This is a genomic window from Mesorhizobium sp. M1227, from assembly GCF_040318315.1.
GTDB lineage: Bacteria > Pseudomonadota > Alphaproteobacteria > Rhizobiales > Rhizobiaceae > Mesorhizobium.
In genome coordinates this window covers 20577-40572 of sequence record NZ_JAMYLZ010000046.1, presented here as the reverse complement: position 1 = coordinate 40572, position 19996 = coordinate 20577, and the positions used below count along the sequence as shown (strand labels likewise).

Below are 19996 nucleotides of genomic sequence, written 5' to 3'. Positions count from 1 at the left end.
AAACGCCGGAGAAGCCGCAAGCTCGAAAGCGCTTGACCTCAACATGCCGAATAGAGAAGTGCTTCAGGACTGCTGCAACCCGGACTTTTTCAACACTATCGGTATCAATCGGTCGATTTCTTTCTGACGGCCGCCGACCGCTCGAGACAGCGCCATCGGCGACCTGCCAGGCGTCAGTCGCGCGATATGGACAGCCCCGCGAGAAGCGGCGCGTACGCGGCGAGCCTGCGGGATACGAACTCCGTGAAGAGCCGTACGCGCTTCGTCTTGCGTGTCTCCCCCTGTGTGAGAAGCCAGAGCGTTCCGTACATGTGCAGGTCGGTGCCCGGCACCCTCGCCAGCAGGGGGTCGGCATCGCCGACGAAGCAGGGCAGTGTCGTGATCCCGAGCCCTTGCCGTACAGCAACGATCTGCGCCTCGGCGTCCGTGGTCCTGAAGGGAACCGCCGTGGTGCGAACCTCACCCTCGCTGGCCCATTCCGGAATTCCATGAATGCTTATGACGATCCACCGGATGGGATCAGGTGCGCCCGCACGCCACGCGGCTAGTCGATCGCAGGACATATAGACGCCGCCGAACAGCTCCGGTCCCTTCAGGCCGTGAAGATTGAGCGGCAGGGTTTTGCGGTCGTAGACGACGCGGATCGCGACGTCGGCCTCTCGGTTGGTCAGATTTGCCAGCTCGCCGGACGACAAGATTTCCATCTCGATGTCCGGATGCAGACGCGCGAAGTCGGCGAAGTCCGGCATGAGCAGGTGTGTCGCGAGGGGCGGTGCCAGCGTCACCCGCAGAAGCCCGCGCACGCTCTGGTCGCGCCCGAAGACGCGCGTCTCCAGCAGGTGCGACGACACTTCCATCTGGTCCGCGAACTCGAGGACCTCCTCGCCCGCAGTCGTCAGGCGGTAGCCCGAAGGCAGCTTTTCGAACATGTGCACCCCGAGGCGTTCCTCGAGCTGGGCGACACGTCGCAGCACGGTCGAGTGGTTCACACCGAGGCGCTCGGCGGCGGCCCGCACCGAGCCTCCGCGCGCGACGGCAAGAAAGTAGCGAACGTCATCCCAGTCGATCATGGTGCAATCCGGCACCGCGCGGTGCGCCTTCCAAAGCCCGTATCTAACACATCGAACAGCAGTACGGGCGGTCATCATAGCCTATGTCGACGCGCGCGGCTCAATTCCGAACGGCGGACGCCGATCGTCGCGGCTGGCGTCAGTCGTCCAGCCGGATCGATTTCGCACCACCGATGTGCGCGCTTCCGCACTCAACAACTGACGCCGGCGGACCCATTTCGAGGTTCTCGGGGGTGTCCCCGCACAACCAAAGGCGAAGGCCTGGAAGGATAAGTCATGGGAAAGCTTGAAGGGAAGGTTGCAGTCATCACCGGCGGCGCTACCGGCATCGGCCGCGCCGCAGCAAAGCGCTTCATCGAGGAGGGCGCCTTCGTTTTCATCTTCGGCCGTCGGCAGGAAGCGCTCGACGCCGCTGTGGCCGACCTCGGGCCCAATGCCCGCGCGGTGAAGGGCTCGGTCTCCGATCTGACCGACCTCGACCGACTTTACGCTGCGGTGAAGGCCGAGCGTGGAACCCTCGACATCGTCTTTGCCAATGCCGGGGCGGGAAGCCAGCTTCGGCTCGGCGAGATCACCGCCGAGCACATTGACGAAACCTTCGACACCAATGTGAAGGGTACGATCTTCACGATCCAGAAGGCGCTGCCGCTGATGAGCGAGGGCGGTTCGATAATCCTGACCGGATCGAGCGCTGGCACCACGGGCGCCCCGGGGATGAGCGCCTACAGCGCGAGCAAGGCGGCAGTGCGCAACCTCGCGCGGACCTGGGCGGAGGACCTAAAGGGCACCGGCATCCGGGTAAACGTGCTGTCGCCCGGGGCCACTGCGACCGAGCTAGCGAAGGAAGCGCTAGGCGAGGAGGGCCAGAAGGTCTTCGCCTCGATGACTCCGCTCCAGCGCATGGCCGATCCGGCGGAGATCGGGGCGGCGGCGGCCTTTCTCGCGTCGTCGGACAGCAGCTTCATGACTGCCAGCGAGGTCGCCGTTGACGGCGGTCTTGCGCAACTCTGACGCGCTAACCCAGCGCCGTTGAAGGCCGGGGAATCAATACCAACACGGATCGGAGAAGCATTATGAGCTACGCAATTGTAGGATTCGGTAAGATAGGCCAGGCCCTCGCCCACGCCTTCGCCCGTAAAAACATCGACGTGGCCGTCGCGAGCCGCCGGCCGCCCGAGGCGTTGGCGCCGCAGGCTCGGGCGATTGGACCCACGGTCGTCGCCAAGTCGCTGCGGGATGCACTCGAGGCCGACACAATCATCTTGGCGGTCCCGTTCGGGGAGCATCGCGAGGTTGCGAAAGCCCTGCCGAGTTGGAAAGGCAAGACGGTCATCGACGCGATGAACGCGTTTCCAGTCCCTGAAGAGCTGGACGGTCTCCCGTCCTCCGCCTTCGTCGCGAAGGCGTTCACCGGCGCCAAGCTCGTCAAAGGGTTCAATCACCTGGTTGCGGCCACCCTGGCTGCCGATCCGATCGTCGAGGGCGGGCACCGTGTCGTCTTTCTGTCGAGCGACGACGAGGACGCGACCGCTCCCGTGGCGGCCTTGGCCAAACAACTCGGGTTCGCACCCGTCAAGCTGGGAAAGCTCAACGAGGGTGGCGCGCTGGTGCACGCGCGCGGCCGCACTTGGGGCCAGCTCATCTTCCAGGATTTGTTCAAGAAGGAGCAGTAATCGATGTACGACCATGTGACTTGGCCCGAGCGATATGATCCGAAAACGTCGGCCATCTACGCACTCAACGACATTGACGTGAAGGCGCCGCCTGAAGCGGTCTGGAAGCTGCTCGTCGAAGCCGAGAATTGGTCGAGCTACTTTCCCGCCGAGGATCAGGTCAAGATTCTGACGGGGGAGCCGGAACTGGCGCTCGGAACGCGATACAGCCGTGTGACGGTTGGATTTCCGATGAGTCTGGTCGTGACGGAATGCGAGCCCCTTCGCAGGCTCGCATGGGCGACGACAGTTGATGGCGACGAGACCGGCTCAAGCGCATACCATGGCTGGGTCATCACGCCTACGGACCATGGCTGCCATGTGCTGACCGAGGAAACGCAGCAGGGCCCCTTCTTCCTCGATGAACTCGGGCGCAAACATCCCGGCGCACTCTATCGGTATCACCAAGACTGGGTCGAAAGCCTCGCCCACGCAGCGGAGGCGGAAACAGCGAAGACGACAGTGGATTGATTGCGCTTCCTGTTTAATTTTGGAGATGAATGAGATGAATATCGAACTCAAAGGCCGCAAGGCCATTGTTACCGGATCCACCGCCGGTATCGGCCGCGCGACGGCGGAGGGGTTGGCACGTGCCGGTGCATCGGTCGTCGTCAACGGCCGTGGAAACGCTCGGGTCGATGAGGCGGTGCGGCAGATGCGGCAGGCCTTCCCCGGCAGCGACATCTCGGGTATCGCCGCTGATCTTGCGACAGCGGAGGGGGCAAAGGCCTTGATCGCGCATGCGCCTGACGCCGATATCCTTGTGAACAACGTCGGTACAGCACACATCCGGAGCTACAACGGCGTCGAGGATATCGCAAATATCCCCGATGAGGACTGGCTTGACCTCTTCCAGTTGAACGTAATGAGTGGCGTGCGCGCGAGCCGTCATTACCTGCCGCGGATGGTGGCGAAAGGCTGGGGCCGCATCGTGTTCATAAGTAGCGAATCCGCAGTCAACATCCCTAAGGAAATGCTCGACTATGGCATGACCAAGACCGCTCAACTCGCGGTCTCACGCGGGCTTGCCGAGGCGGTCGCGGGCACGGGCGTCACCGTCAACGCCGTCCTGCCGGGACCTACCCGCTCTGAGATCCTGGGCAACTTCATGGCGAAACAGGCTGACGCAAATGGAATCACGCAGCACGAAGCCGAGCAGGGCTTCCTGCAGGCGATGCGTCCGACGAGCCTCATCCACCGCTTCGCGACCACCGATGAGGTGGCCAACATGATCATCTACACATGCTCGGAGCAGGCTTCGGCGACCACCGGCGCGGCTTTGCGGGTGGATGGTGGCGTGGTCCGCTTCGTCGCGTAGCAGGACGACCAAATTGTGCCGTTCGCCAACTCGGGTCCGCTGTCGGCCAAGCTGCTGAAGCATGGCACGCTTAAGCCTACAGGGATCTGGCGCACGGCATGCGGACGGTCCACGCATTGCGGGAGCACTCTGAAACTATGCGAGGCACGAGAACGTATTCAGCTACGGCGCCGTCCCCGCTGTGCTCGGCGGCTGTGTGCTCGTCTCGTTGGTCCCGCCCCGGGGCTTAGACCATGATACAAATCCACGGAACATAATGTCTATTGTCCGAGGAATTGATCGGCGCTCCGATCCCAATCCAAAGCATGTGCTGTGAACGGCGCGGTGGATCGATCCCTTTGAGCATCTCTACACATAATCGAAGGTCTATCGCCGACCTGCAAAACAGCTGCTTGTTCTTGCAGACTCGCCCGCGAACTATCGCCTCCTATCGTTGACCAACAATTTCCGAATATATCCCACAGTACTCCAACCTACTCTACCGCACGCCCCCTCACTCCCACTCGATTGTTCGGACGGACCATAAGCATCTGATTTCCCTCGAAATTTCTCAGTTTAGATGACAATAAGCCGACATGGGGGCTGTCAAAAATCTACGCTGTTGATTTTAAACAGATTTTTCACTGAATATTTTTCGCATGGTTTCGGCATCTATCGAGGTCGATTGCCTCTGAGAGCCGATTTTTAGCGGCTGGGAGCCGCTCCGCTAACAGCGGAAAAGTACCGTCATGTCTCTTATAGCAAGGTTTCGTCGCCCGGGCGAGGCTCGTCCAATCCGCGCCCCAGAGCAAGCCTACACGAGGGCCTGACGCACCGTGTCGCCGTGAAGTCAGGTGGCCGGCAAGCCTGGATCGATGCCGGTCATGGCGATGGAGACGTCCCAGAGCCGCTTCGCAAGCGCGGGATCTTCGGCATGCGGCGCGCGCTTTGCTTCGCCGGCTACACCGCGGATTCCGCCAAGGCCGGTGGGACCGTAATAGCCTCCGGGCTTCACCTTGCCGGTCGCAGCCAAAAGTGCCGGCCACGCGCCCTTGTCGGAGCTATTGAGCAGCAGGCCGACGATTGGGCCTGCGATCTGGACAATCCCCATGTGGCGGCCAAGACTTGTATTGGCGAAGCCAGGGTGAACGCCGATGGCTGTGACGGGCGACTTCGCCGCGCGCAGGCGACGATCCAGTTCGAAGAAGAACAGCGCGTTCGCCAATTTGCTGCCGCCGTAGCGATCGGTCTTGATGTAGCTCTTGTCGGCGTTGAGGTCGTCCCAGTCGATCTTGGCCTTCAGATGCGCGATGCTCGAGGTCACGACCACCCGCGATCCCGGCGTCTCCGCCAGTTTGGGCAGGAGCAGCGAGGTGAGCGCGAACACGCCGAGATGATTGACGCCGAACTGCGATTCGAACCCCTGCTTCGTGCGCGTCAGCGGCGGATTCATGATCGCGGCATTGTTGATGAGTGCATCGATCCGTGGCTCCTTCGCCGCGATCTCGGCTGCGGTGCGAACGCTGTCCAGGTCACCGAGGTCGAGCGGCAACCAGACGAGATCGGCATTCGGCGTGATCCGCTTGATCCGCGCGATGGCGTCCTGCGCCCTGGTCTGCTCGCGGCAGCCAAGCAGGACGCGCGCGCCCCTGGCGGCAAGCACCCGCGCGATTTCGAACCCGACGCCGGCGTTGGCGCCCGTGACGATGAAGCTTTTTCCCGTCTGCTTGGGAACGTTAGCTTCGGTGAAACCCTTGCAATTCGACATTTTCGATCCTTATCTATGAGTGACTACATACTCATTTATGGGGTAAACTCAGGCGGCAGACCCCTTCCAGAAAAGGTCGAACCCGGCCTGCCGGATGGCGTCACTTTCCTGAGGTTTGGCTGTGACCGCGTTGATGCTGATGTCGGCCAAGTCGAAGAGAATGGTATCGATGTAGAAGGCGATCCTGTCAGGCGCGGCATGGCCGGCGAGACACTCCTCCACCATCGTCCGCGCATCCCGCTGCATGGCGTGACACCGGTTCCGGCTTTCCGCTGTCACGCGATCCGACACCTTCAACTGACGAAGGGCCTTGCGCGCCGTGGCGTGAGCCAGTCCCCAGTCAATCAGACGGTTCCAGACCGCGAATAGTCGGTCTTTGGGGGAAGCGTCCGCCGGATATGGCGCCAGCATCATCTCTACCAAGTCGGCCTCGATCTCGAGAAAGAGCTGGTTGAGCAGATCGTCCTTGGTTGGAAAGTAAGTGAAAAGCGTTCCCTCAGACACGCCAGCAGCCTTTGCGATCTTGGCCGTGGACGCGCCTGTGCCCAGGCTGGCGACGAACTTGGCCGCTGCATCGAGCAGTGCCTGTCGCTTTTCTTCACTGAGGGGACGCGCCATATTTCCGTCCAATGGCATTGAGTGAGTACATACTCGATTATGTATAGGGAATGGCATGAGATTGGTCAAGGGATGCAGCCCCGCATCTTTCGCGGTCCATACCGACCAAGCTCGAATGAAGATTGTGTGGGCACACGCCATGAGGCTGCGGCTGCCTTTTCAATAAGGGACGCAGTGGGGATCGAGATGTCTGTCGAAAGGGAAATGCATTGGATTCAGGGCCTTGATTGCAGTCCCCGGGGCATCATCATGCCTACTTCGATAAGAGCAGGTGATGGCACGCCCAGCCCTGACCAATCCAAAAGCGTGAACGGCACCACAAGCGGACATTACTCGGTATCTATCGAGATGTGTGAGCCGCCTACACTACGACACAGTTTCCCGCAGTATCCGAAACTACGCTCCCGTCACTCCCACTCGATCGTTTTGAGCCATCGTAACGCGTTGACGCGGCAGCACAAACTTTTCTGCACGCCCCAAAGAACCGACTCTGCGATCCGTCAGAAATCTGCGCTCTTGATTTCAAAAGGGAATTTCGGCGATTCGGGATCGGCTCGGTTTCGGCGACTATCGACAACAATCGGTCGATTTTCGAAGCCGCGCCGCAACAAGCCGCGACCCACTGGGGACCAAAAAAGGACCGTCAAACACGGCCGAACGGTCCGCACGGTAGCGCCCGGCATTCGCTCGTCGCCGTGGCGTGCCTCACTTGCCGTATGACGCAAGGAACACCCGTACGCCGGCCGCGGCGTGCCGTCGAAGCTTCGCCGGTTTCGGAATCGACTCGTCACCCAACAGCATGGCCCTGTTCAATGGCTCGCCCATAATCAACCAATTGAACTGGGAAGCGGCGACGGCCGGATCATCGATCGCAAGCAGGCCGTGATCAGCCAAACGCTCGAACAACACTGCCATCGCCGCAATTGCGCGCCCGGGTCCGCCATCGAAGAGTGCCTTTGCCAGTTCCGGGAAGCGGCCGACCTCGCCGATCACCAGACGGCGCAGCTGCATGACGCGCGGCGTGAGCACGGTGGCAAGCTGTCGGTAAGCATAGCGCTGAAGATAATCGGCAATATCTTCGCCCTCGGCGAGTTCGGGCATTTTACTGTGGACCCTATCGCTGGCTCGATTGGTCACGCTGCTCACGATCTCTACGAACAGCGTCTCCTTGCTCGGAAAATTCTTGTAGACGGTCTGTTTCGACACGGCCGCAAGCGCCGCGATCTCGTCCATGTTGGTGGCCAGATAGCCCTTTTGCAGAAACACCTCTGTAGCCGCATCGAGGATGGCCCGCCGCTTTTTCGCCGACCGTCCGTGCGGTTCGAGTTCTTCTGAAACACCTGCTGAACGCGTCGTGGTCATGCTCCTGGCGTGTCCGCTGCCGATTGACTCATGGGTACTAGACCGTCTAGTTTGATTTGGACCGAGATGCAACGGGGAGAGATCGACAATGCACATCCAGTTCGCGGAGCTTCCGGTGTTCGACCAGGAACGCGCCAAGGCGTTCTACATCGATCACCTGAACTGCCGCATCGTCGCGGATCAGCCCATGAGCAATGATCTGTGGCGATGGATCGAACTCGGATTTCCAGGTGCCGAAACCACCCTCCACTCCTAAGGCGCAAGGACGAAACACCATCTGAGGGGCCCGTCCTCGTGCTGGTTGACAACGAAATCGAAGTCACCGTTCAGAGACTCAAATCGCGAGGCGCCGAGATCATAGCAGAACCGCGCCCCGCGCCATGGCAACCGGGGCGCACGATCGCGGAATTTCGGGACAGCGAGGGCAATTGCATGATGATCACGAGCAGATGACGCACTCACCTATCATGACCGCAACTTGCTCTTGCGGTGGCGTGGAACTCAAAGCCTTCGGCAGGCCGATCGTGAGCAGTGCCTGCTACTGCGACGACTGCCGGAAGGGAGCTGATCAGATCGAAGCTTTGCCAGGTGCTGGCGCCATACGCGATCCCGATGGCGGCACCGCATACATCCTCTATCGAAAGGACCGCATCGAGTGCTCCAAGGGGGCCGAATTGCTGAGGGGTTACAAGCTTAAGGAAACTTCAGCCACGAATAGGGTCATCGCCATGTGCTGCAATTCAGCGATGTTAATGAACTTCGATAGAGGTCCGCATTGGGTCTCGGCATACAGAGCGCGGTTTCACGGAGAACTCCCGCCACTGCAGCTGCGGATTTGCACTAAGTTCAAGTCGGACAGCGATGTCATTCCTGACGACGTGCCGAGCCACCGGGGTTATCCTCTAGGGTTCGTCGTTAAACTTTTGGCATCGCGCGTGGCGATGTTGCTAGGTCGATAAATCGGCCGCCAGCCTGCGCGATAAGACATTCAGATAGGTGCGCAAATCGGATACAGCCTTGCCGCTCAGGGCTCAGGCCTGAACGAATTTCTGTAGGCGGTCCGCCACGATCAGCCCTGCCCGGCTGTTCAAGTGCACGCCGTCGGTGTGAAATAGCCAGCCATTTACGCGGGCGACATCATCCGGACGCTGCCGCAGCACCAGTACGCGAAAAGCATCGCGATAGAATGGAAGAAAGTTGAACGCCGTGTAGGCCCGGCCAGGCGAGGCGCGAACTTCCTCGGTGAGCGCCTCATGGAGCGGGACATAGCCGCAGCGTTCCTCGTGCGCGATGGCCACCACGATCGCAGAATATTCCTTGATCCGCCGGTTGAGCTCGCTCTGGAACGGGTCGTCCGAATCCGGCGCTTCTCCTATCGGAGGGAGCGAGCAAAGGCCGATGTCCGCCGCCGTCTCGCGCTTCAGCCTGCGTGCTATCTGGCCAGATTCTCGTGGAACCAATCGGGCGAAGGCGTGCGGGGCAGACGCTTCCAAAACGTAAAGAACCGCCGCACTTTGCGTGACACGAGCGTGAGAACATCATTCCCGCCGACCCAGACGATGACCTTGTCGGGACGGCAGGCGAGCACATCCGGCAACCGCTGCAGCGCATTGTAGGCCAAGTCGCCGCCGACGCCAAAATTCCGGAACTCAAATTGCCCGTTGCCCGGCCGCCGGCGGAGCTCCGCCATCCAATCGAATGCCTGGCGCTTGCCCGCCGTGCTGCTCGACCCGAGGCACGCCACGATTTTTCGTTGAGGACGCACCATCGTAACTCCGCCAGGCCAGAAGTGAGAAATCGTCGCCTTATGCTCTTCCCAAAACGGCCGGCCCAGTCATGAGTTTCAGGTCGGATTCCGCGGCGTTTTCCAACATCCATGGACAGGCATAATAATCTTCGATGCGATCGATGACGCGACCGGCGACATGGACACGAACCGGCCACGCGACCTGCCACCGGTCGCCTCGCTGGAAGAGCACGATCAGGACAGGCTCTCCGTCGATCGCCCCCAACTCCATGGTCCACGTCTCCGGGTTTCGCTCGTATTCGACGAAATAGGGAGAACTTCTGACTAGGCCGTCGAAGCAGTCGGCGACCCGCAACCGAGCATCGGCGCTGGTCAGGCTCCGCACGCCATCCCAGTCATGGCGGTTGAAGAGGTCAACATAGCGCTGCAAGAGCCGCGCGGTGTCGGGATCAAGCGGACGGTTCGGTTCACCGGCAGGTTCAGCGGGCAAGTCGGCGAGCTTCGCCCGTCCGCGGGAGAGCGCGGCTTTGACGCCCCCAACCGTCGAGTCCACGAGTTCTGCGGTCTCTTCCAGCGAATAGTCGAACACGTCCTTCAAGAGGATGCAGGCGCGCTCCTTGGGCGGCAAGCGGCCAACCAGCCGTTCGATGGCGCGGCGTGCATCGGTCGCTGCCGGCTCTGCAGAGACAACGCCGATGTCGTCCGAATAGCCGTGCTCCGCGCGCTCGCGCACATCGCGTCGCCTCAGAAAGTCGATGCAGCGATTGTGAGCGATGCGAAACAACCAGGGTTTTAGCCTGCGGGGATCATCGAGGGTCTCGATCTTCGTGTAGGCCTCGAACAGCGTCTCCTGCACGAGATCCTCACCGTCGAGGCGTGAGCCCGTCATGCGGGCGCAGTAGCGATGCAGTTGGGCGCGGGCGCCTGACACCGTCTCGAGGAAGGCGCGATATCGCGCATCGAACAGGCCGGTCGGTCGCTCGGGCATGTCCTTCAGCTGCCACATTTTGGTTTCAATTTGCCAGTCATGCGACCTCCTGACCTTCAGCGCGTGTTGCCGCGGTTGCGGCCAGACCAAGTTTGGGGCGAACCCATTGTGCCAACCGCGCGATCGCGTCGTCGGCTTCGGGAGCGCGGCCGGCCATCATCTGGAACGAGTGCAGCATCCCCGGAAATACGTCTAAGCGCATCTCGACGCCGGCGGCTTTCGCGCGGTCGGCGAGCGCTCGGCTGTCGTCGAGCAGGGTTTCGTCTCCACCCACTTGCAGATAGATCGGCGGCAGGCCCTTCAGATCGGCAAAGATCGGGCTGGCGAGTGGATGCCGGGGATCGGTCCCTGCAAGGACTTGCGATACCAGCATATCCACGACCGCCTTCTGGAAGAAGGCGTCCTTCTCGCGGTTGCTTTCGTAGGAGTGCCCGCTCGCCGACAGATCATACCAGCCAGAGATGCTGAGGATCGCGGCCGGCAGCGGCCGTCCCGCATCGCGGAGTTTCATCGCCGCCGCAACGATCAGGCCAGCACCAGCGGAATCGCCTGCAGCTATGGTGTGCTTCGGCGCGACACCCTGCTCGGCGAGCCATTCGAACGCGGTCACGGCCTGCTCGATTTGGCGCGGAAACTTGCTCTGGAAAACGTAGTCGTACGTAGCGAGCAGAGCGTAACAGCCGATCGCCTTAGCAAGGTGTCCGACCATCTTGCGATGGGTCCAGATCGATCCGCCGACATAGCCACCGCCGTGCAGGTAAAGCATGACCCGGTCTTTGGCCCCCGTTTTTGGCTGAACCCACAGCGCGGTCTTGTCGCCGACCTTCGTCTCGACGTAATCGACGCCGCCCGGTTCTGCCGTCAAAACGGACCACTCGGATGCTTCCTGTGGCGATTCTCGACCGCTGCGAAAAGCCTCCGCGAGCGTTTCGTAGTGTATCTTGTTCGCTAGGCTCTGCTTGCTGTTCATTTGTCACGCTCCAATTCGTCCAGGAGGGCGATGTCAAGGATGACCGTGCCCATGAACAGCTAAGACGGATGAACCCAGCGAAAGGATACGTGGCCGGCAGATGCAACGCCTCGCCGGTGGCAGTTGCCGCGGACCCCGGGTGTCAAACCCAGCAAGGCTAGGCTGCTCCACCCTTCTCTGTGGGACGTTCGTTCCAGACATTCGCCGATCGGCCAGATGCTTCGTCTATGCCGTCGCCGGGTGGCCGGGGCTGGGACTATTGACTATTATCGCCGAGCCAACATCGCCTTAAACGTGCTGCTCTATCCTCTTCTACTCCGCAGTACTCCTCGTCACTCCCACTCGATTATCAATCGTTAACTTAAGAACTTGAATTCGCTTCACAAAATGTTTTTTCGGTTTCTGCATACCGTCATATAGACCGCCAAAAGTACCGGCTTTTGAAATCATTGGTTTTTTCTGGCATATCGCGGAAATTATGGTTCCGCCATCTATCGGCAGGCGCGGCGGCGACATCACTCCTTGGCCCGCACCGCCGCCTCTACGCCAGACTACGCCGCCCACGATTCCTCCCGGAATTATACCGTCACGGCTCGGTCCGCCATCCCCGGCGCGTGAACGTCCTTCACCTTCAAACAACCGCTTGGCCAGGCGCGCGAAGTGAAGGTCGCGTTGTGAGGCCTGCTGTGCCCTCCCCTATCGCTCACCCTTTGCGTGTCAGAAAAAAGAATGTGACTCGACAAGGATATCATCTCCACGTCGGAGCAGGATTGAATTGAAGCCCTGCCTACGGTGTAGTCCTTCGTCGTCCGCGAGTTCGCCCCGCGACATTCATCCATTGCTGATCGCCAGCAAATGTTCGGCGTTGCGTGGGCCTCTCTGGCGCAATCGCGCCACATCTCTCGACGGCGGCAACCCGAACTGACGAGCATATTCGCGGCTGAACTGGTTTGGGCTTTCGTAACCCACACCGAACGCGACGGACGTGGCGTTGCCTTCTCCGGCAATGAGCAGGGATCGGGCGTGTAGCAAGCGCACGTGCTTTTGGTACTGCAGCGGGCTGAGCGCCGTCACGGCCTTGAAATGGCGGTGGAACGCGGAAACACTGAGAGCCGCCATCTCCGCTAAAGCCTCGACGCGCAACGGCTTGGCGAAGTTCTCCCTGATCCACTGGATGGCGATCCCGATCCGCGAGAGAGCAGTGTCAGGCGTGGCGACATCACGCAGCATCCAGCCGAGCGGCCCCTGCATCACGCGGAAGAGGATCTCGCGCTCGTAGGCAGGCGCCAGGGCTGCGATCTCGTTCGGACGCTCCATCAAGCGCAGCATGCGAAGCCAGCAGTCGAGCAGGTCCGGTGTGACCGGCGCGACGGAGAAGCCGGGTCTGTAGAGCTCACCTCCAGCAGGTTTGGGCAGGTCGGCCAGCAGATTGGCGACGATCGCCGGCTCCAGAGTCAGGCTGATCGCCAGATAGGGTTCTCCGTTTTCAGATGGGTGCACGGAGCCAACCGCCGGCAGATCGACCGACATCACGAAATAGGTCGCGGGATCGTAGCGAAACGTCCGATCGCCGACCGTCATCGTCTTCGACCCTCTCAGGATCAGATTGACCATGGGATCGTAGACGGCGGCAAGCTGATGTTCCGGTATGTCGCCCTGAACCATGGCGACACGCGGAATGCCCGTCTCCGTGCGGCGGTTTTCCGCGCGAGAAGCCAGCTGCCTGAGTTCCTGAAGCTGCGTGCCCATGGGCATCGTTGTTTCACAGCGGTGCACGCCGATCAACAGGGAAGCAGAAATAGGCAAGATCCGAGTAGGATCGTGCGAGCGGCCGCGATCCCCCGCGCCTATCACCTGGTCAGCAAATCCAAGGAGCACCAAATGAGCATCGTCATCATCACAGGCGGCAGCCGCGGCCTCGGCGCCAGCGTCGCGATCCAGTGCGCCAGGCGCAGCATGGGTGTCATCCTGACTTACAACAGCAATCCGGATGCGGCAGCGAAGGTCGGCAAGGCGATCGTAGCGGATGGCGGCAAGGCAGTCGCCATAAAGCTGGACGTCAGCGACAGTTCGGCGTTCCTTGCGTTTCGCGACGCAGTCGGCGAAGCGCTGGCAAGGACCTGGAACAGAAAGACCTTCGATTTCCTCGTCAACAATGCGGGGTACGGGCTCTATAACCCCATCGCCTCGGTGACCGAAGAGCAGTTCGATGGACTGTTCCGCGTGCATCTCAAGGGGCCATTCTTTCTCACGCAGGCCCTGCTTCCCCTGATCGCCGATGGCGGTCAGATCGTGAACGTCACCAGCGCAACCAGCCGCGTCGCGACCGCCGGCGTTGCGCCCTACGCCTCCTTCAAGGGCGGCCTCGAGGTGCTGACGCGCTACATGGCCAAGGAATTCGGCGAGCGCCGCATCCGTGCCAACTCGATCGCGCCGGGGCCCATCCGCACCGAGCTTGGCGGTGGGCTAAGCGAAGAATTCGAGGCGCTACTCGCCGGGCAGACTGCGCTCGGTCGCGTCGGCGAACCGGACGATGTCGGCTGCATGGTCGCCAGCCTGCTGTCAGACGAGAACCGCTGGATCAACGCCCAGAACATCGAAATTGGCGGCGGCTACATGATTTGAGGAAGCTCACATGCTCGATCATGTGCTCCTGACAGTAAATGATACGGCGCGGTCGATCGCCTTTTGCGAAAGGCCACTTCCTATGCTCGGGGTCACCGACCGCCTCGACTACGACGGTAAGGACGGACCGGCGGGGCATCCCGACCTCAAGGGCTTCGGCGCCAAGGGCCGGATGTTCTTCTGGCTGAGGGAGGGCTCGGCAGCACCCGGCGCGGTGCATGTCGGTTTCGCCGCCGATTCTGAAGCGATGGTGAATGCCTCCCATGCCGAAGCTTTGGCGGCCGGTGCGACCAAGATCAACGCACAGGGACCGCAGCTGCACTACGATCCCCGCTACTATGCGGCGCAGGTCAGAGACCTGGACGGTTGCAGCCTCGAATTCGTCTTCAAGAGCTGGCAGCACGGGAGCTAAGGCGATGACCGCCAACACCTTGCGCAAAGCGGCAGATGCGCTGATCGCGGCAACCAACGCGTTCGACGCCGACGCGGCGGTGACCTTGTTCACGCCAGATGCGGTGATCGACGACCCGTCGACCGGCCACCGATTCGACGGTCATGCCGGCGTCCGCGATTACATCGAGCGGTATTTCGTAGGCTATCACACGGTCACCCGCTTCCTCTCGATCGACGGCATCGGCGCCGGCCAAGCGCGCGTGCGGGTCAATTTCACCGGAGACTTTGGTCACGAGACCGGCCTTCTTGACATCTCGGTTAATGCCGCCGGGCTGATCGTTCGCATTGACGCCGATCTCGAATAACTAGACTAGCTTTACGAACCTGCCGTTCTCGTCTCTCTACAGTTCCAGCAGTCTGTCCAGCGCACGCAGCAGCTTTTGGGCGAAGCGCAACGCGTCGCGTACAACGTCCAGAACATCGACCAGGCGTAGCACATCACCCTACGGCAATGCCTCGATGTCCACCCGGACCAGCAGCTCGTCGCCGACGCACGCGAACCCTGGCAGAACAACGTCGGCGGGCATCGAGGGGAACGTCTCGGCATTTCAATTGGGCTGCGAAAGCGCGACGCAATTCAATCGTGAGTTCCGGCGTCTGTTTGGCGCTCCCCCTCTGCGCGACGTGAAGCGCCTGCGCCGGTTCGAACAGGCCGCGCAAGAACGTCGCTTCGACGCGACGACATCGACGTGCACTGAATGGAATCGACGAGAGATCAATTTGCGAGCCGCTCTATGACTAGGTCGAGCAAGGCTCGTAACCGTGCGAGCCGCCGTAAGTCCCGGTGGTAGCCCACATGGGTATCCCGGCCGGGTGGCGTTTCGCCGATGTCTATCGCTGCGAGCCCAGGCGTGCGGTCGCCCAGTGGCCTCGGCAAAACCGCAAGCCCGGCGCCCTGCGCACAAAGCTGCGCCTGGACCTCGCGATTGTTGCTGCGCAGGCAGACTTCAGCGTTAGGCAGCTTCTGTTTAAGCCACACTGCGTCGGGCATTTCTGCGTATGCCATATCCATGGTGATCAAACGCGCGCCCGCACCGTCTCCCAGCAACGGGGAGGCCATGCCTGCTGGTGCGTAGAGCGCATAGGGAATGTGCATCAGTCGACGCGAGATCACTTCCACATCGCTGAATGGGGTAATCCGAAACACCAGATCGGCCTCTCGCCGGGGAAGGCTGTAGAGGCGCGCGTCGGTGAGCAACTCCACGCATAGCTTCGGATGCCGGCGGCCAAACTCGGCTAGAACGGGAGCCAGCATGATGTGACCAAACCAATCCGACGACGAAACGCGCAAGTTGCCCTCGAGATGCGCCTCGGCGCCGGCAAGCCGCCGCTCGAAGGCGAGCGCCTCTTCCTCGATCTTTTCGGCATGGCCGAGCACCGCTTGACCTTCGTCGGTCAGAACAAAACCGTCGGAGTTGCGTTGGAAAAGCGTATGGCCGACAGCCTCTTCCAGCGCGCGCAATCGCCGACCCATTGTCGGCTGCGTCTGCCCAAGTCGGCGCGCTGCTGCGCCCAAAGTGCCCTCGCGGGAAATAGCCAGAAATATCTTTAGATCGCTCCATTCCATCCTTGATACTCAAACGTGCTCGCATGGATTCTCACGAAGATCGCCCATCTTCATGCGATTTCATATGCAGCAGATCGAGGCGGGGCGCCATGGGAGGCGCGATATATTCGAGCCGGGAATGCAAGCGCCGGCTCGAATCGTGGGATTCTTGAGCATCCACGCCGCCCGTCACGCAGATATGGGTGGGGCCAACCGAGCAAATTCCTCCCGCGTCGCGGGATTTCCGTCAATCGACTCGTAAACCGTCTTGCTTCGTTCGAGCATGCCCATCAGAGACTTCGGACCTTCGAACGGGCGTCCGCCAATGTGCCAGCCATCGGTGTGGAGTTCCTCGATCAAGACCCACACTACTTCGCGAAACGCCTCGGAACCTTCGAAGCGAACCATGACGTCTGTGAGGGCCTTGGCCATTTCATGCTTCTCCTCGGCGGAGAAGACGTTGTCGACCAACGTAACGCGAATATAAGCATGATGTTTTCCTTTTAGGTTCTTGGGATCCGTGAACGGAGACGTCGTCTGGGAGGCTGTCACGGTCCCGGAACAGCCCGCTTCGACGTTCCGCATCAGACGTCTATGTCGACGACCAGCTTGCCCTGGGCATTGCCATCTTCGATGGCAGCGTAGGCGTCGCTCGCTGTTTCGAGTGTGAAGAGACGCGGATCGACGATCGGGACAAGCTTGCCAGCCTCGGCCAGCCGCGCGGCCTCCCGCATGATCTCGCCGTGGTGTTCACGGCCAATGCCTGTCAGCAGCGGAAGAAGCGTGAACACGCCCGAATAGGTCGCCGCCTTGAACGACAGTGGCGCCAGTGCGTGACTACCCCAACCGAGGGAACTGACGACATGGCCAAACCGCTTGACGGAGGCGAATGACGCGTCCAGCACCGTCCCGCCGCCGGTGTCGTAGACGACATCGAAGCCGCGACCGTCCGTGTATTCGGCGACATATTGCTCCACCGTCTTCTCGCGATAATCGATCGCGACCGCTCCCAGGCGCTCGATCAACGGCTTCTTCGCGGCTGCGTCAGTGGCGTACACCTCGGCGCCGAACGCCTTCGCGATCTGGATCGCAACATGACCGACGCCGCCCGCACCGCCCTGGACCAGGACCTTCTGACCTGCCGAAACCTTGGCACGATCGACAAGGCCCTCCCATGCGGTGATGAAGACCAGCGGCAGCGCTGCCGCCTCGCGCATGGACAGGTTCGTGGGCTTCGGTGCAAGCAGCCGCGCATCGACTGCTGCGAACTGGGCCAGCGAACCTTGGTTCCCGCCCACGCCTCCGGTCATGCCAAAGACCTCGTCCCCGCGTTTGAACGCGGTGACACTCGGACCAACCTGCTCGACGACGCCGGCAAGGTCGATGCCGAGAATCGCCGGAAGCGGATGTTTCGCATGTGCCGCAGCGCCTGCGCGGATCTTAGTGTCGAGAGGATTGACGCCGCTCGCTCTGACCCTGACGAGAACCTCGCCGTCGCCAGGAACGGGCCGCGAGACTTCCGAGAGCCTGAAGGGCTGTTTGAACTGACCCAAGATCAGCGCATGCATGGTGTGAGTGGATTGGGACATTGACGTACTCCGTTGTTTGTTGACGGACTTACGTTGCCCCATTTAAAGCCGCTTGGAGATTAACGATACTGCATGACATCCAAACATAAATGTTTGGCCCGAGCGTTGGAGCAACCGGCCTTGCGCACCAGCGTCAGCGCCACGACCTGGTCGACCAGCCTGGCCTCAAGCGGCGCGATGCCCGGAGGCCGGGTCTTGACGCGCAGCAGTCCTTCGACACCCTCGGCCATGAAGCGTTCCTTCCATCGCCACACGCAGGTTTTCGACTTGCCGGTCGCCGCCATAATCGCGAGCGTTCCAAGCCCCTGATCGGTCAGCAGAATGATCCGCGCCAGACATGCTTCTGCGGCGAACTCCGCCCCGCCACGATCGCTTCAAGCCGAGCCCTGTCCGAGGCCGTTACAGAAATGCTGATGCCAGTACGCATCCCCTAACGTCGCACGCTGCGGCGACAACAGAAATCCCAACAGGACTCTTTCGTCCCAATCAATCCACTAGAAGTGGCCGCAGATCGGAGTTGCCGGGCAAAGATGGAGAAAGCCAGCTTAGCGGAGTGAAAAACTCGACTAGAATGGTAATTGCGCGGCGATGAAACTAGCCGCCCAAACTACGATATTGCCGCCGTTTGTACCCCTCACTCCCACTCGATGGTGCCTGGCGGTTTGCTCGTCACGTCGTAGACGACGCGGTTGATGCCGCGTACCTCGTTGATGATGCGGGTGGCGGCTGCTCCCAGGAATGCCATGTCGTAATGGTAGAAGTCTGCCGTCATGCCGTCGACCGAGGTGACGGCGCGCAGCGCGCAGACGAACTCGTAGGTGCGGCCGTCGCCCATCACGCCGACGGTCTGCACGGGCAGCAGCACGGCGAAGGCCTGCCAGATGGCGTCGTAGAGTCCGGCCTTGCGGATCTCGTCGAGATAGATGGCGTCGGCCTCGCGCAGGATCTCCAGCTTTTCGCGGGTGATGCCGCCCGGACAGCGGATGGCGAGACCGGGACCGGGGAACGGATGCCGGCCAATGAAGCTGTCGGGCAGGCCGAGCTCCTTGCCGAGCGCCCTCACCTCGTCCTTGAACAATTCGCGCAGCGGCTCGACCAGCTGCATGTTCATGCGTTCGGGCAAGCCGCCGACATTGTGATGCGACTTGATCGTCACCGACGGGCCGCCGCTGAAAGAGACGCTTTCGATGACGTCGGGATAGAGGGTGCCTTGTGCCAGGAAATCGGCGCCGCCGAGCTTCTCGGCCTCCTCCTCGAACACTTCGATGAACAGCCGCCCGATGGTCTTGCGCTTCTTCTCGGGATCCGACTCGCCCTCGAGCGCGCCGATGAAACGGTCCGAAGCGTCGACCAGGATCAGCGGCAGATTGTAATGCTGGCGAAACATCTCCACCACGCCTGATGCCTCGTCCTTGCGCATCAGCCCGTGGTCGACAAGGATGCAGGTGAGCTGGTCGCCGACCGCCTCGTGGATCAGCAAGGCCGCGACCGAGGAATCGACGCCGCCCGACAGCGCGCAGATCACCTTGCCCTTGCCGACCTGCTTGCGGATCGTCTCGACCGCGTGCTCGCGGTAGGCGCGCATCGTCCAGTCGCCTTCGATGCCGGCGATGTTGTGGACGAAGTTGCGGAGCAACCTGGCGCCGTCCGGCGTATGCACCACTTCGGGGTGGAACATGAGGCCGTACATTCTGCGCTCGACATTGCCGAAGATGGCGAAGGGCGAGCCCTCCGATTTTCCGAGCACCTCGAACCCCTTGGGCAGGGAGATGACGCGATCGCCGTGGCTCATCCACACCTGATGGCGCTGGCCGGGCGCCCACAGGCCCTCGAACAACGGGCTGTCCTCGGCGATCTCGACGAAGGCGCGGCCGAATTCGCGGTGGTCGGAGCTTTCGGCGACGCCGCCCATCTGCACGCACATCGCCATCTGGCCGTAGCAGATGCCGAGCACCGGCACGCCGGCATCGAAGACGATCTGCGGCGCGCGCGGGCTGCCGATGTCGCCGGTCGAGGCCGGGCCGCCGGACAGGATCACCGCCTTCGGATCGATGCGCTTGAACGCCGCCTCGGCCGACTGGAAGGGTACGATCTCGGAAAACACGCCGGCCTCGCGGATGCGGCGGGCGATCAGCTGGGTGAACTGGCTGCCGAAATCGACAATCAGGACGGTGTCGGGATGATTGGCTGTTTTCATGGCGAGCGTTTAGAGAAAGAAACGAGTCGGCGCAATGGGTTGTGAGGTCGCGCT

At 61.4% G+C, this 19996-nt stretch carries 24 protein-coding genes and 3 pseudogenes; 12 read left to right on the top strand and 15 right to left on the bottom strand.

What is annotated here, in order from left to right:
* Positions 1 to 173 precede the first annotated feature (173 nt).
* Complete coding sequence (locus NKH28_RS30900; protein ID WP_352502130.1) at positions 174 to 1070, bottom strand: LysR family transcriptional regulator; 897 nt, start codon at positions 1068 to 1070, stop codon at positions 174 to 176.
* Between the two features lie 276 nt (positions 1071 to 1346).
* On the opposite strand from NKH28_RS30900, the gene NKH28_RS30895 reads away from it, so the two are divergent.
* The 5 genes and pseudogenes from NKH28_RS30895 to NKH28_RS30875 all read left to right on the top strand — a co-directional run.
* The gene (locus tag NKH28_RS30895; RefSeq protein WP_352473458.1) at positions 1347 to 2081 is read left to right on the top strand and encodes an SDR family NAD(P)-dependent oxidoreductase; all 735 of its coding nucleotides are present in this window, start codon (positions 1347 to 1349) and stop codon (positions 2079 to 2081) included.
* A 62-nt stretch (positions 2082 to 2143) separates the two neighbouring features.
* The gene (locus NKH28_RS30890) at positions 2144 to 2743 is read left to right on the top strand and encodes an NADPH-dependent F420 reductase (protein ID WP_352541811.1); all 600 of its coding nucleotides are present in this window, start codon (positions 2144 to 2146) and stop codon (positions 2741 to 2743) included.
* A gap of 3 nt (positions 2744 to 2746) precedes the next feature.
* Entirely contained in the window at positions 2747 to 3253 is a 507-nt protein-coding gene (locus NKH28_RS30885; protein WP_352450990.1) for an SRPBCC domain-containing protein, read from the top strand.
* 34 nt (positions 3254 to 3287) lie between these two features.
* Positions 3288 to 4100: an SDR family NAD(P)-dependent oxidoreductase gene (locus tag NKH28_RS30880; RefSeq protein WP_352473461.1), complete on the top strand. Its 813-nt coding sequence runs from the start codon at positions 3288 to 3290 to the stop codon at positions 4098 to 4100.
* Positions 4101 to 4103: 3 nt separating this feature from the next.
* Positions 4104 to 4216, top strand: a pseudogene (locus NKH28_RS30875) (alpha/beta fold hydrolase); the annotation flags it as partial.
* A 713-nt stretch (positions 4217 to 4929) separates the two neighbouring features.
* Here the strand turns inward: NKH28_RS30875 and NKH28_RS30870 are convergent.
* The 3 genes from NKH28_RS30870 to NKH28_RS30860 form a co-directional block, all read right to left on the bottom strand.
* Positions 4930 to 5847, bottom strand: coding sequence for an oxidoreductase (locus tag NKH28_RS30870; protein ID WP_352920795.1), 918 nt, complete (start codon positions 5845 to 5847; stop codon positions 4930 to 4932).
* A gap of 48 nt (positions 5848 to 5895) precedes the next feature.
* Positions 5896 to 6465: a TetR/AcrR family transcriptional regulator gene (locus tag NKH28_RS30865; protein WP_352680894.1), complete on the bottom strand. Its 570-nt coding sequence runs from the start codon at positions 6463 to 6465 to the stop codon at positions 5896 to 5898.
* Positions 6466 to 7170: 705 nt separating this feature from the next.
* On the bottom strand, positions 7171 to 7827 hold the full coding sequence (locus tag NKH28_RS30860) for a TetR/AcrR family transcriptional regulator (RefSeq protein ID WP_352541809.1): 657 nt from the start codon (positions 7825 to 7827) through the stop codon (positions 7171 to 7173).
* A gap of 88 nt (positions 7828 to 7915) precedes the next feature.
* Here NKH28_RS30860 and NKH28_RS30855 point away from each other — a divergent pair, with 88 nt between their 5' ends.
* Genes NKH28_RS30855 through NKH28_RS34575 form a run of 3 tightly spaced genes read left to right on the top strand, consistent with a single transcriptional unit; the run spans position 7916 to position 8786 of the window.
* Complete coding sequence (locus NKH28_RS30855) at positions 7916 to 8083, top strand: VOC family protein (RefSeq protein WP_352981111.1); 168 nt, start codon at positions 7916 to 7918, stop codon at positions 8081 to 8083.
* Complete coding sequence (locus NKH28_RS30850) at positions 8035 to 8280, top strand: VOC family protein (RefSeq protein ID WP_352981110.1); 246 nt, start codon at positions 8035 to 8037, stop codon at positions 8278 to 8280. The genes NKH28_RS30855 and NKH28_RS30850 overlap by 49 nt, the downstream gene beginning before the upstream one ends.
* A complete protein-coding gene (locus NKH28_RS34575) occupies positions 8208 to 8786 on the top strand; it encodes a GFA family protein (RefSeq protein WP_502906685.1) in 579 nt (192 codons plus the stop codon). The genes NKH28_RS30850 and NKH28_RS34575 overlap by 73 nt, the downstream gene beginning before the upstream one ends.
* A 72-nt stretch (positions 8787 to 8858) precedes the next feature.
* Here the strand turns inward: NKH28_RS34575 and NKH28_RS30845 are convergent, their stop codons facing one another.
* From NKH28_RS30845 to NKH28_RS30820, 6 genes are all read right to left on the bottom strand, one after another.
* A complete protein-coding gene (locus NKH28_RS30845; RefSeq protein WP_352981109.1) occupies positions 8859 to 9287 on the bottom strand; it encodes an SGNH/GDSL hydrolase family protein in 429 nt (142 codons plus the stop codon).
* Positions 9260 to 9595, bottom strand: a complete 336-nt coding sequence (locus NKH28_RS30840; RefSeq protein WP_352981108.1) for an SGNH/GDSL hydrolase family protein — start codon at positions 9593 to 9595, stop codon at positions 9260 to 9262. Before NKH28_RS30840 ends, NKH28_RS30845 begins: the two co-directional genes overlap by 28 nt.
* Before the next feature lie 37 nt (positions 9596 to 9632).
* A complete protein-coding gene (locus NKH28_RS30835; RefSeq protein ID WP_352981107.1) occupies positions 9633 to 10580 on the bottom strand; it encodes an RNA polymerase sigma factor in 948 nt (315 codons plus the stop codon).
* A 19-nt stretch (positions 10581 to 10599) separates the two neighbouring features.
* A complete protein-coding gene (locus NKH28_RS30830) occupies positions 10600 to 11532 on the bottom strand; it encodes an alpha/beta hydrolase (protein ID WP_352541807.1) in 933 nt (310 codons plus the stop codon).
* A 312-nt stretch (positions 11533 to 11844) separates the two neighbouring features.
* Positions 11845 to 12096: a hypothetical protein gene (locus NKH28_RS30825; RefSeq protein WP_352502122.1), complete on the bottom strand. Its 252-nt coding sequence runs from the start codon at positions 12094 to 12096 to the stop codon at positions 11845 to 11847.
* Between the two features lie 267 nt (positions 12097 to 12363).
* Positions 12364 to 13281, bottom strand: a complete 918-nt coding sequence (locus tag NKH28_RS30820; RefSeq protein ID WP_352502121.1) for an AraC family transcriptional regulator — start codon at positions 13279 to 13281, stop codon at positions 12364 to 12366.
* A gap of 132 nt (positions 13282 to 13413) precedes the next feature.
* Here NKH28_RS30820 and NKH28_RS30815 point away from each other — a divergent pair, with 132 nt between their 5' ends.
* The 4 genes and pseudogenes from NKH28_RS30815 to NKH28_RS34570 all read left to right on the top strand — a co-directional run.
* The gene (locus tag NKH28_RS30815) at positions 13414 to 14157 is read left to right on the top strand and encodes an SDR family NAD(P)-dependent oxidoreductase (RefSeq protein ID WP_352502120.1); all 744 of its coding nucleotides are present in this window, start codon (positions 13414 to 13416) and stop codon (positions 14155 to 14157) included.
* 10 nt (positions 14158 to 14167) lie between these two features.
* Entirely contained in the window at positions 14168 to 14569 is a 402-nt protein-coding gene (locus tag NKH28_RS30810; RefSeq protein ID WP_352502119.1) for a VOC family protein, read from the top strand.
* 4 nt (positions 14570 to 14573) lie between these two features.
* Positions 14574 to 14915 (top strand): nuclear transport factor 2 family protein, encoded by a 342-nt coding sequence (locus tag NKH28_RS30805; RefSeq protein ID WP_352502118.1) that lies wholly within the window; start codon positions 14574 to 14576, stop codon positions 14913 to 14915.
* Between the two features lie 7 nt (positions 14916 to 14922).
* Positions 14923 to 15134, top strand: a pseudogene (locus tag NKH28_RS34570) (P-type conjugative transfer protein TrbJ); the annotation flags it as partial.
* Between the two features lie 191 nt (positions 15135 to 15325).
* On the opposite strand, the gene NKH28_RS30795 reads toward NKH28_RS34570, so the two are convergent.
* The 5 genes and pseudogenes from NKH28_RS30795 to guaA form a co-directional block, all read right to left on the bottom strand.
* Positions 15326 to 16177 carry a LysR family transcriptional regulator gene (locus NKH28_RS30795; RefSeq protein WP_352541805.1) on the bottom strand — a complete coding sequence of 284 codons (852 nt, stop codon included), beginning with the start codon at positions 16175 to 16177 and terminating at the stop codon, positions 15326 to 15328.
* Between the two features lie 168 nt (positions 16178 to 16345).
* A complete protein-coding gene (locus tag NKH28_RS30790; RefSeq protein ID WP_352981106.1) occupies positions 16346 to 16741 on the bottom strand; it encodes a tautomerase family protein in 396 nt (131 codons plus the stop codon).
* A complete protein-coding gene (locus NKH28_RS30785) occupies positions 16741 to 17745 on the bottom strand; it encodes a zinc-dependent alcohol dehydrogenase family protein (protein WP_352836481.1) in 1005 nt (334 codons plus the stop codon). The genes NKH28_RS30790 and NKH28_RS30785 overlap by 1 nt, the downstream gene beginning before the upstream one ends.
* Before the next feature lie 128 nt (positions 17746 to 17873).
* Positions 17874 to 18172 (bottom strand): annotated as a pseudogene (locus NKH28_RS30780) (helix-turn-helix domain-containing protein); the annotation flags it as partial.
* Between the two features lie 207 nt (positions 18173 to 18379).
* Entirely contained in the window at positions 18380 to 19942 is a 1563-nt protein-coding gene (guaA, locus tag NKH28_RS30775) for a glutamine-hydrolyzing GMP synthase (protein WP_352981105.1), read from the bottom strand.
* Positions 19943 to 19996: the final 54 nt, after the last annotated feature.

Excerpts from the sequence above, each read along its gene's own strand:
- NKH28_RS30900 (WP_352502130.1), bottom strand. The coding sequence starts at position 1,070 with ATGATCGACTGGGATGACGTTCGCTACTTTCTTGCCGTCGCGCGCGGA.
- NKH28_RS30895 (WP_352473458.1), top strand. The coding sequence starts at position 1,347 with ATGGGAAAGCTTGAAGGGAAGGTTGCAGTCATCACCGGCGGCGCTACC.
- NKH28_RS30890 (WP_352541811.1), top strand. The coding sequence starts at position 2,144 with ATGAGCTACGCAATTGTAGGATTCGGTAAGATAGGCCAGGCCCTCGCC.
- NKH28_RS30885 (WP_352450990.1), top strand. The coding sequence starts at position 2,747 with ATGTACGACCATGTGACTTGGCCCGAGCGATATGATCCGAAAACGTCG.
- NKH28_RS30880 (WP_352473461.1), top strand. The coding sequence starts at position 3,288 with ATGAATATCGAACTCAAAGGCCGCAAGGCCATTGTTACCGGATCCACC.
- NKH28_RS30870 (WP_352920795.1), bottom strand. The coding sequence starts at position 5,847 with ATGTCGAATTGCAAGGGTTTCACCGAAGCTAACGTTCCCAAGCAGACG.
- NKH28_RS30865 (WP_352680894.1), bottom strand. The coding sequence starts at position 6,465 with ATGGCGCGTCCCCTCAGTGAAGAAAAGCGACAGGCACTGCTCGATGCA.
- NKH28_RS30860 (WP_352541809.1), bottom strand. The coding sequence starts at position 7,827 with ATGACCACGACGCGTTCAGCAGGTGTTTCAGAAGAACTCGAACCGCAC.
- NKH28_RS30855 (WP_352981111.1), top strand. The coding sequence starts at position 7,916 with ATGCACATCCAGTTCGCGGAGCTTCCGGTGTTCGACCAGGAACGCGCC.
- NKH28_RS30850 (WP_352981110.1), top strand. The coding sequence starts at position 8,035 with ATGGATCGAACTCGGATTTCCAGGTGCCGAAACCACCCTCCACTCCTA.
- NKH28_RS34575 (WP_502906685.1), top strand. The coding sequence starts at position 8,208 with ATGGCAACCGGGGCGCACGATCGCGGAATTTCGGGACAGCGAGGGCAA.
- NKH28_RS30840 (WP_352981108.1), bottom strand. The coding sequence starts at position 9,595 with ATGGTGCGTCCTCAACGAAAAATCGTGGCGTGCCTCGGGTCGAGCAGC.
- NKH28_RS30835 (WP_352981107.1), bottom strand. The coding sequence starts at position 10,580 with ATGTGGCAGCTGAAGGACATGCCCGAGCGACCGACCGGCCTGTTCGAT.
- NKH28_RS30830 (WP_352541807.1), bottom strand. The coding sequence starts at position 11,532 with ATGAACAGCAAGCAGAGCCTAGCGAACAAGATACACTACGAAACGCTC.
- NKH28_RS30820 (WP_352502121.1), bottom strand. The coding sequence starts at position 13,281 with ATGGGCACGCAGCTTCAGGAACTCAGGCAGCTGGCTTCTCGCGCGGAA.
- NKH28_RS30815 (WP_352502120.1), top strand. The coding sequence starts at position 13,414 with ATGAGCATCGTCATCATCACAGGCGGCAGCCGCGGCCTCGGCGCCAGC.
- NKH28_RS30810 (WP_352502119.1), top strand. The coding sequence starts at position 14,168 with ATGCTCGATCATGTGCTCCTGACAGTAAATGATACGGCGCGGTCGATC.
- NKH28_RS30805 (WP_352502118.1), top strand. The coding sequence starts at position 14,574 with ATGACCGCCAACACCTTGCGCAAAGCGGCAGATGCGCTGATCGCGGCA.
- NKH28_RS30795 (WP_352541805.1), bottom strand. The coding sequence starts at position 16,177 with ATGGAATGGAGCGATCTAAAGATATTTCTGGCTATTTCCCGCGAGGGC.
- NKH28_RS30790 (WP_352981106.1), bottom strand. The coding sequence starts at position 16,741 with ATGCGGAACGTCGAAGCGGGCTGTTCCGGGACCGTGACAGCCTCCCAG.
- NKH28_RS30785 (WP_352836481.1), bottom strand. The coding sequence starts at position 17,745 with ATGTCCCAATCCACTCACACCATGCATGCGCTGATCTTGGGTCAGTTC.
- guaA (WP_352981105.1), bottom strand. The coding sequence starts at position 19,942 with ATGAAAACAGCCAATCATCCCGACACCGTCCTGATTGTCGATTTCGGC.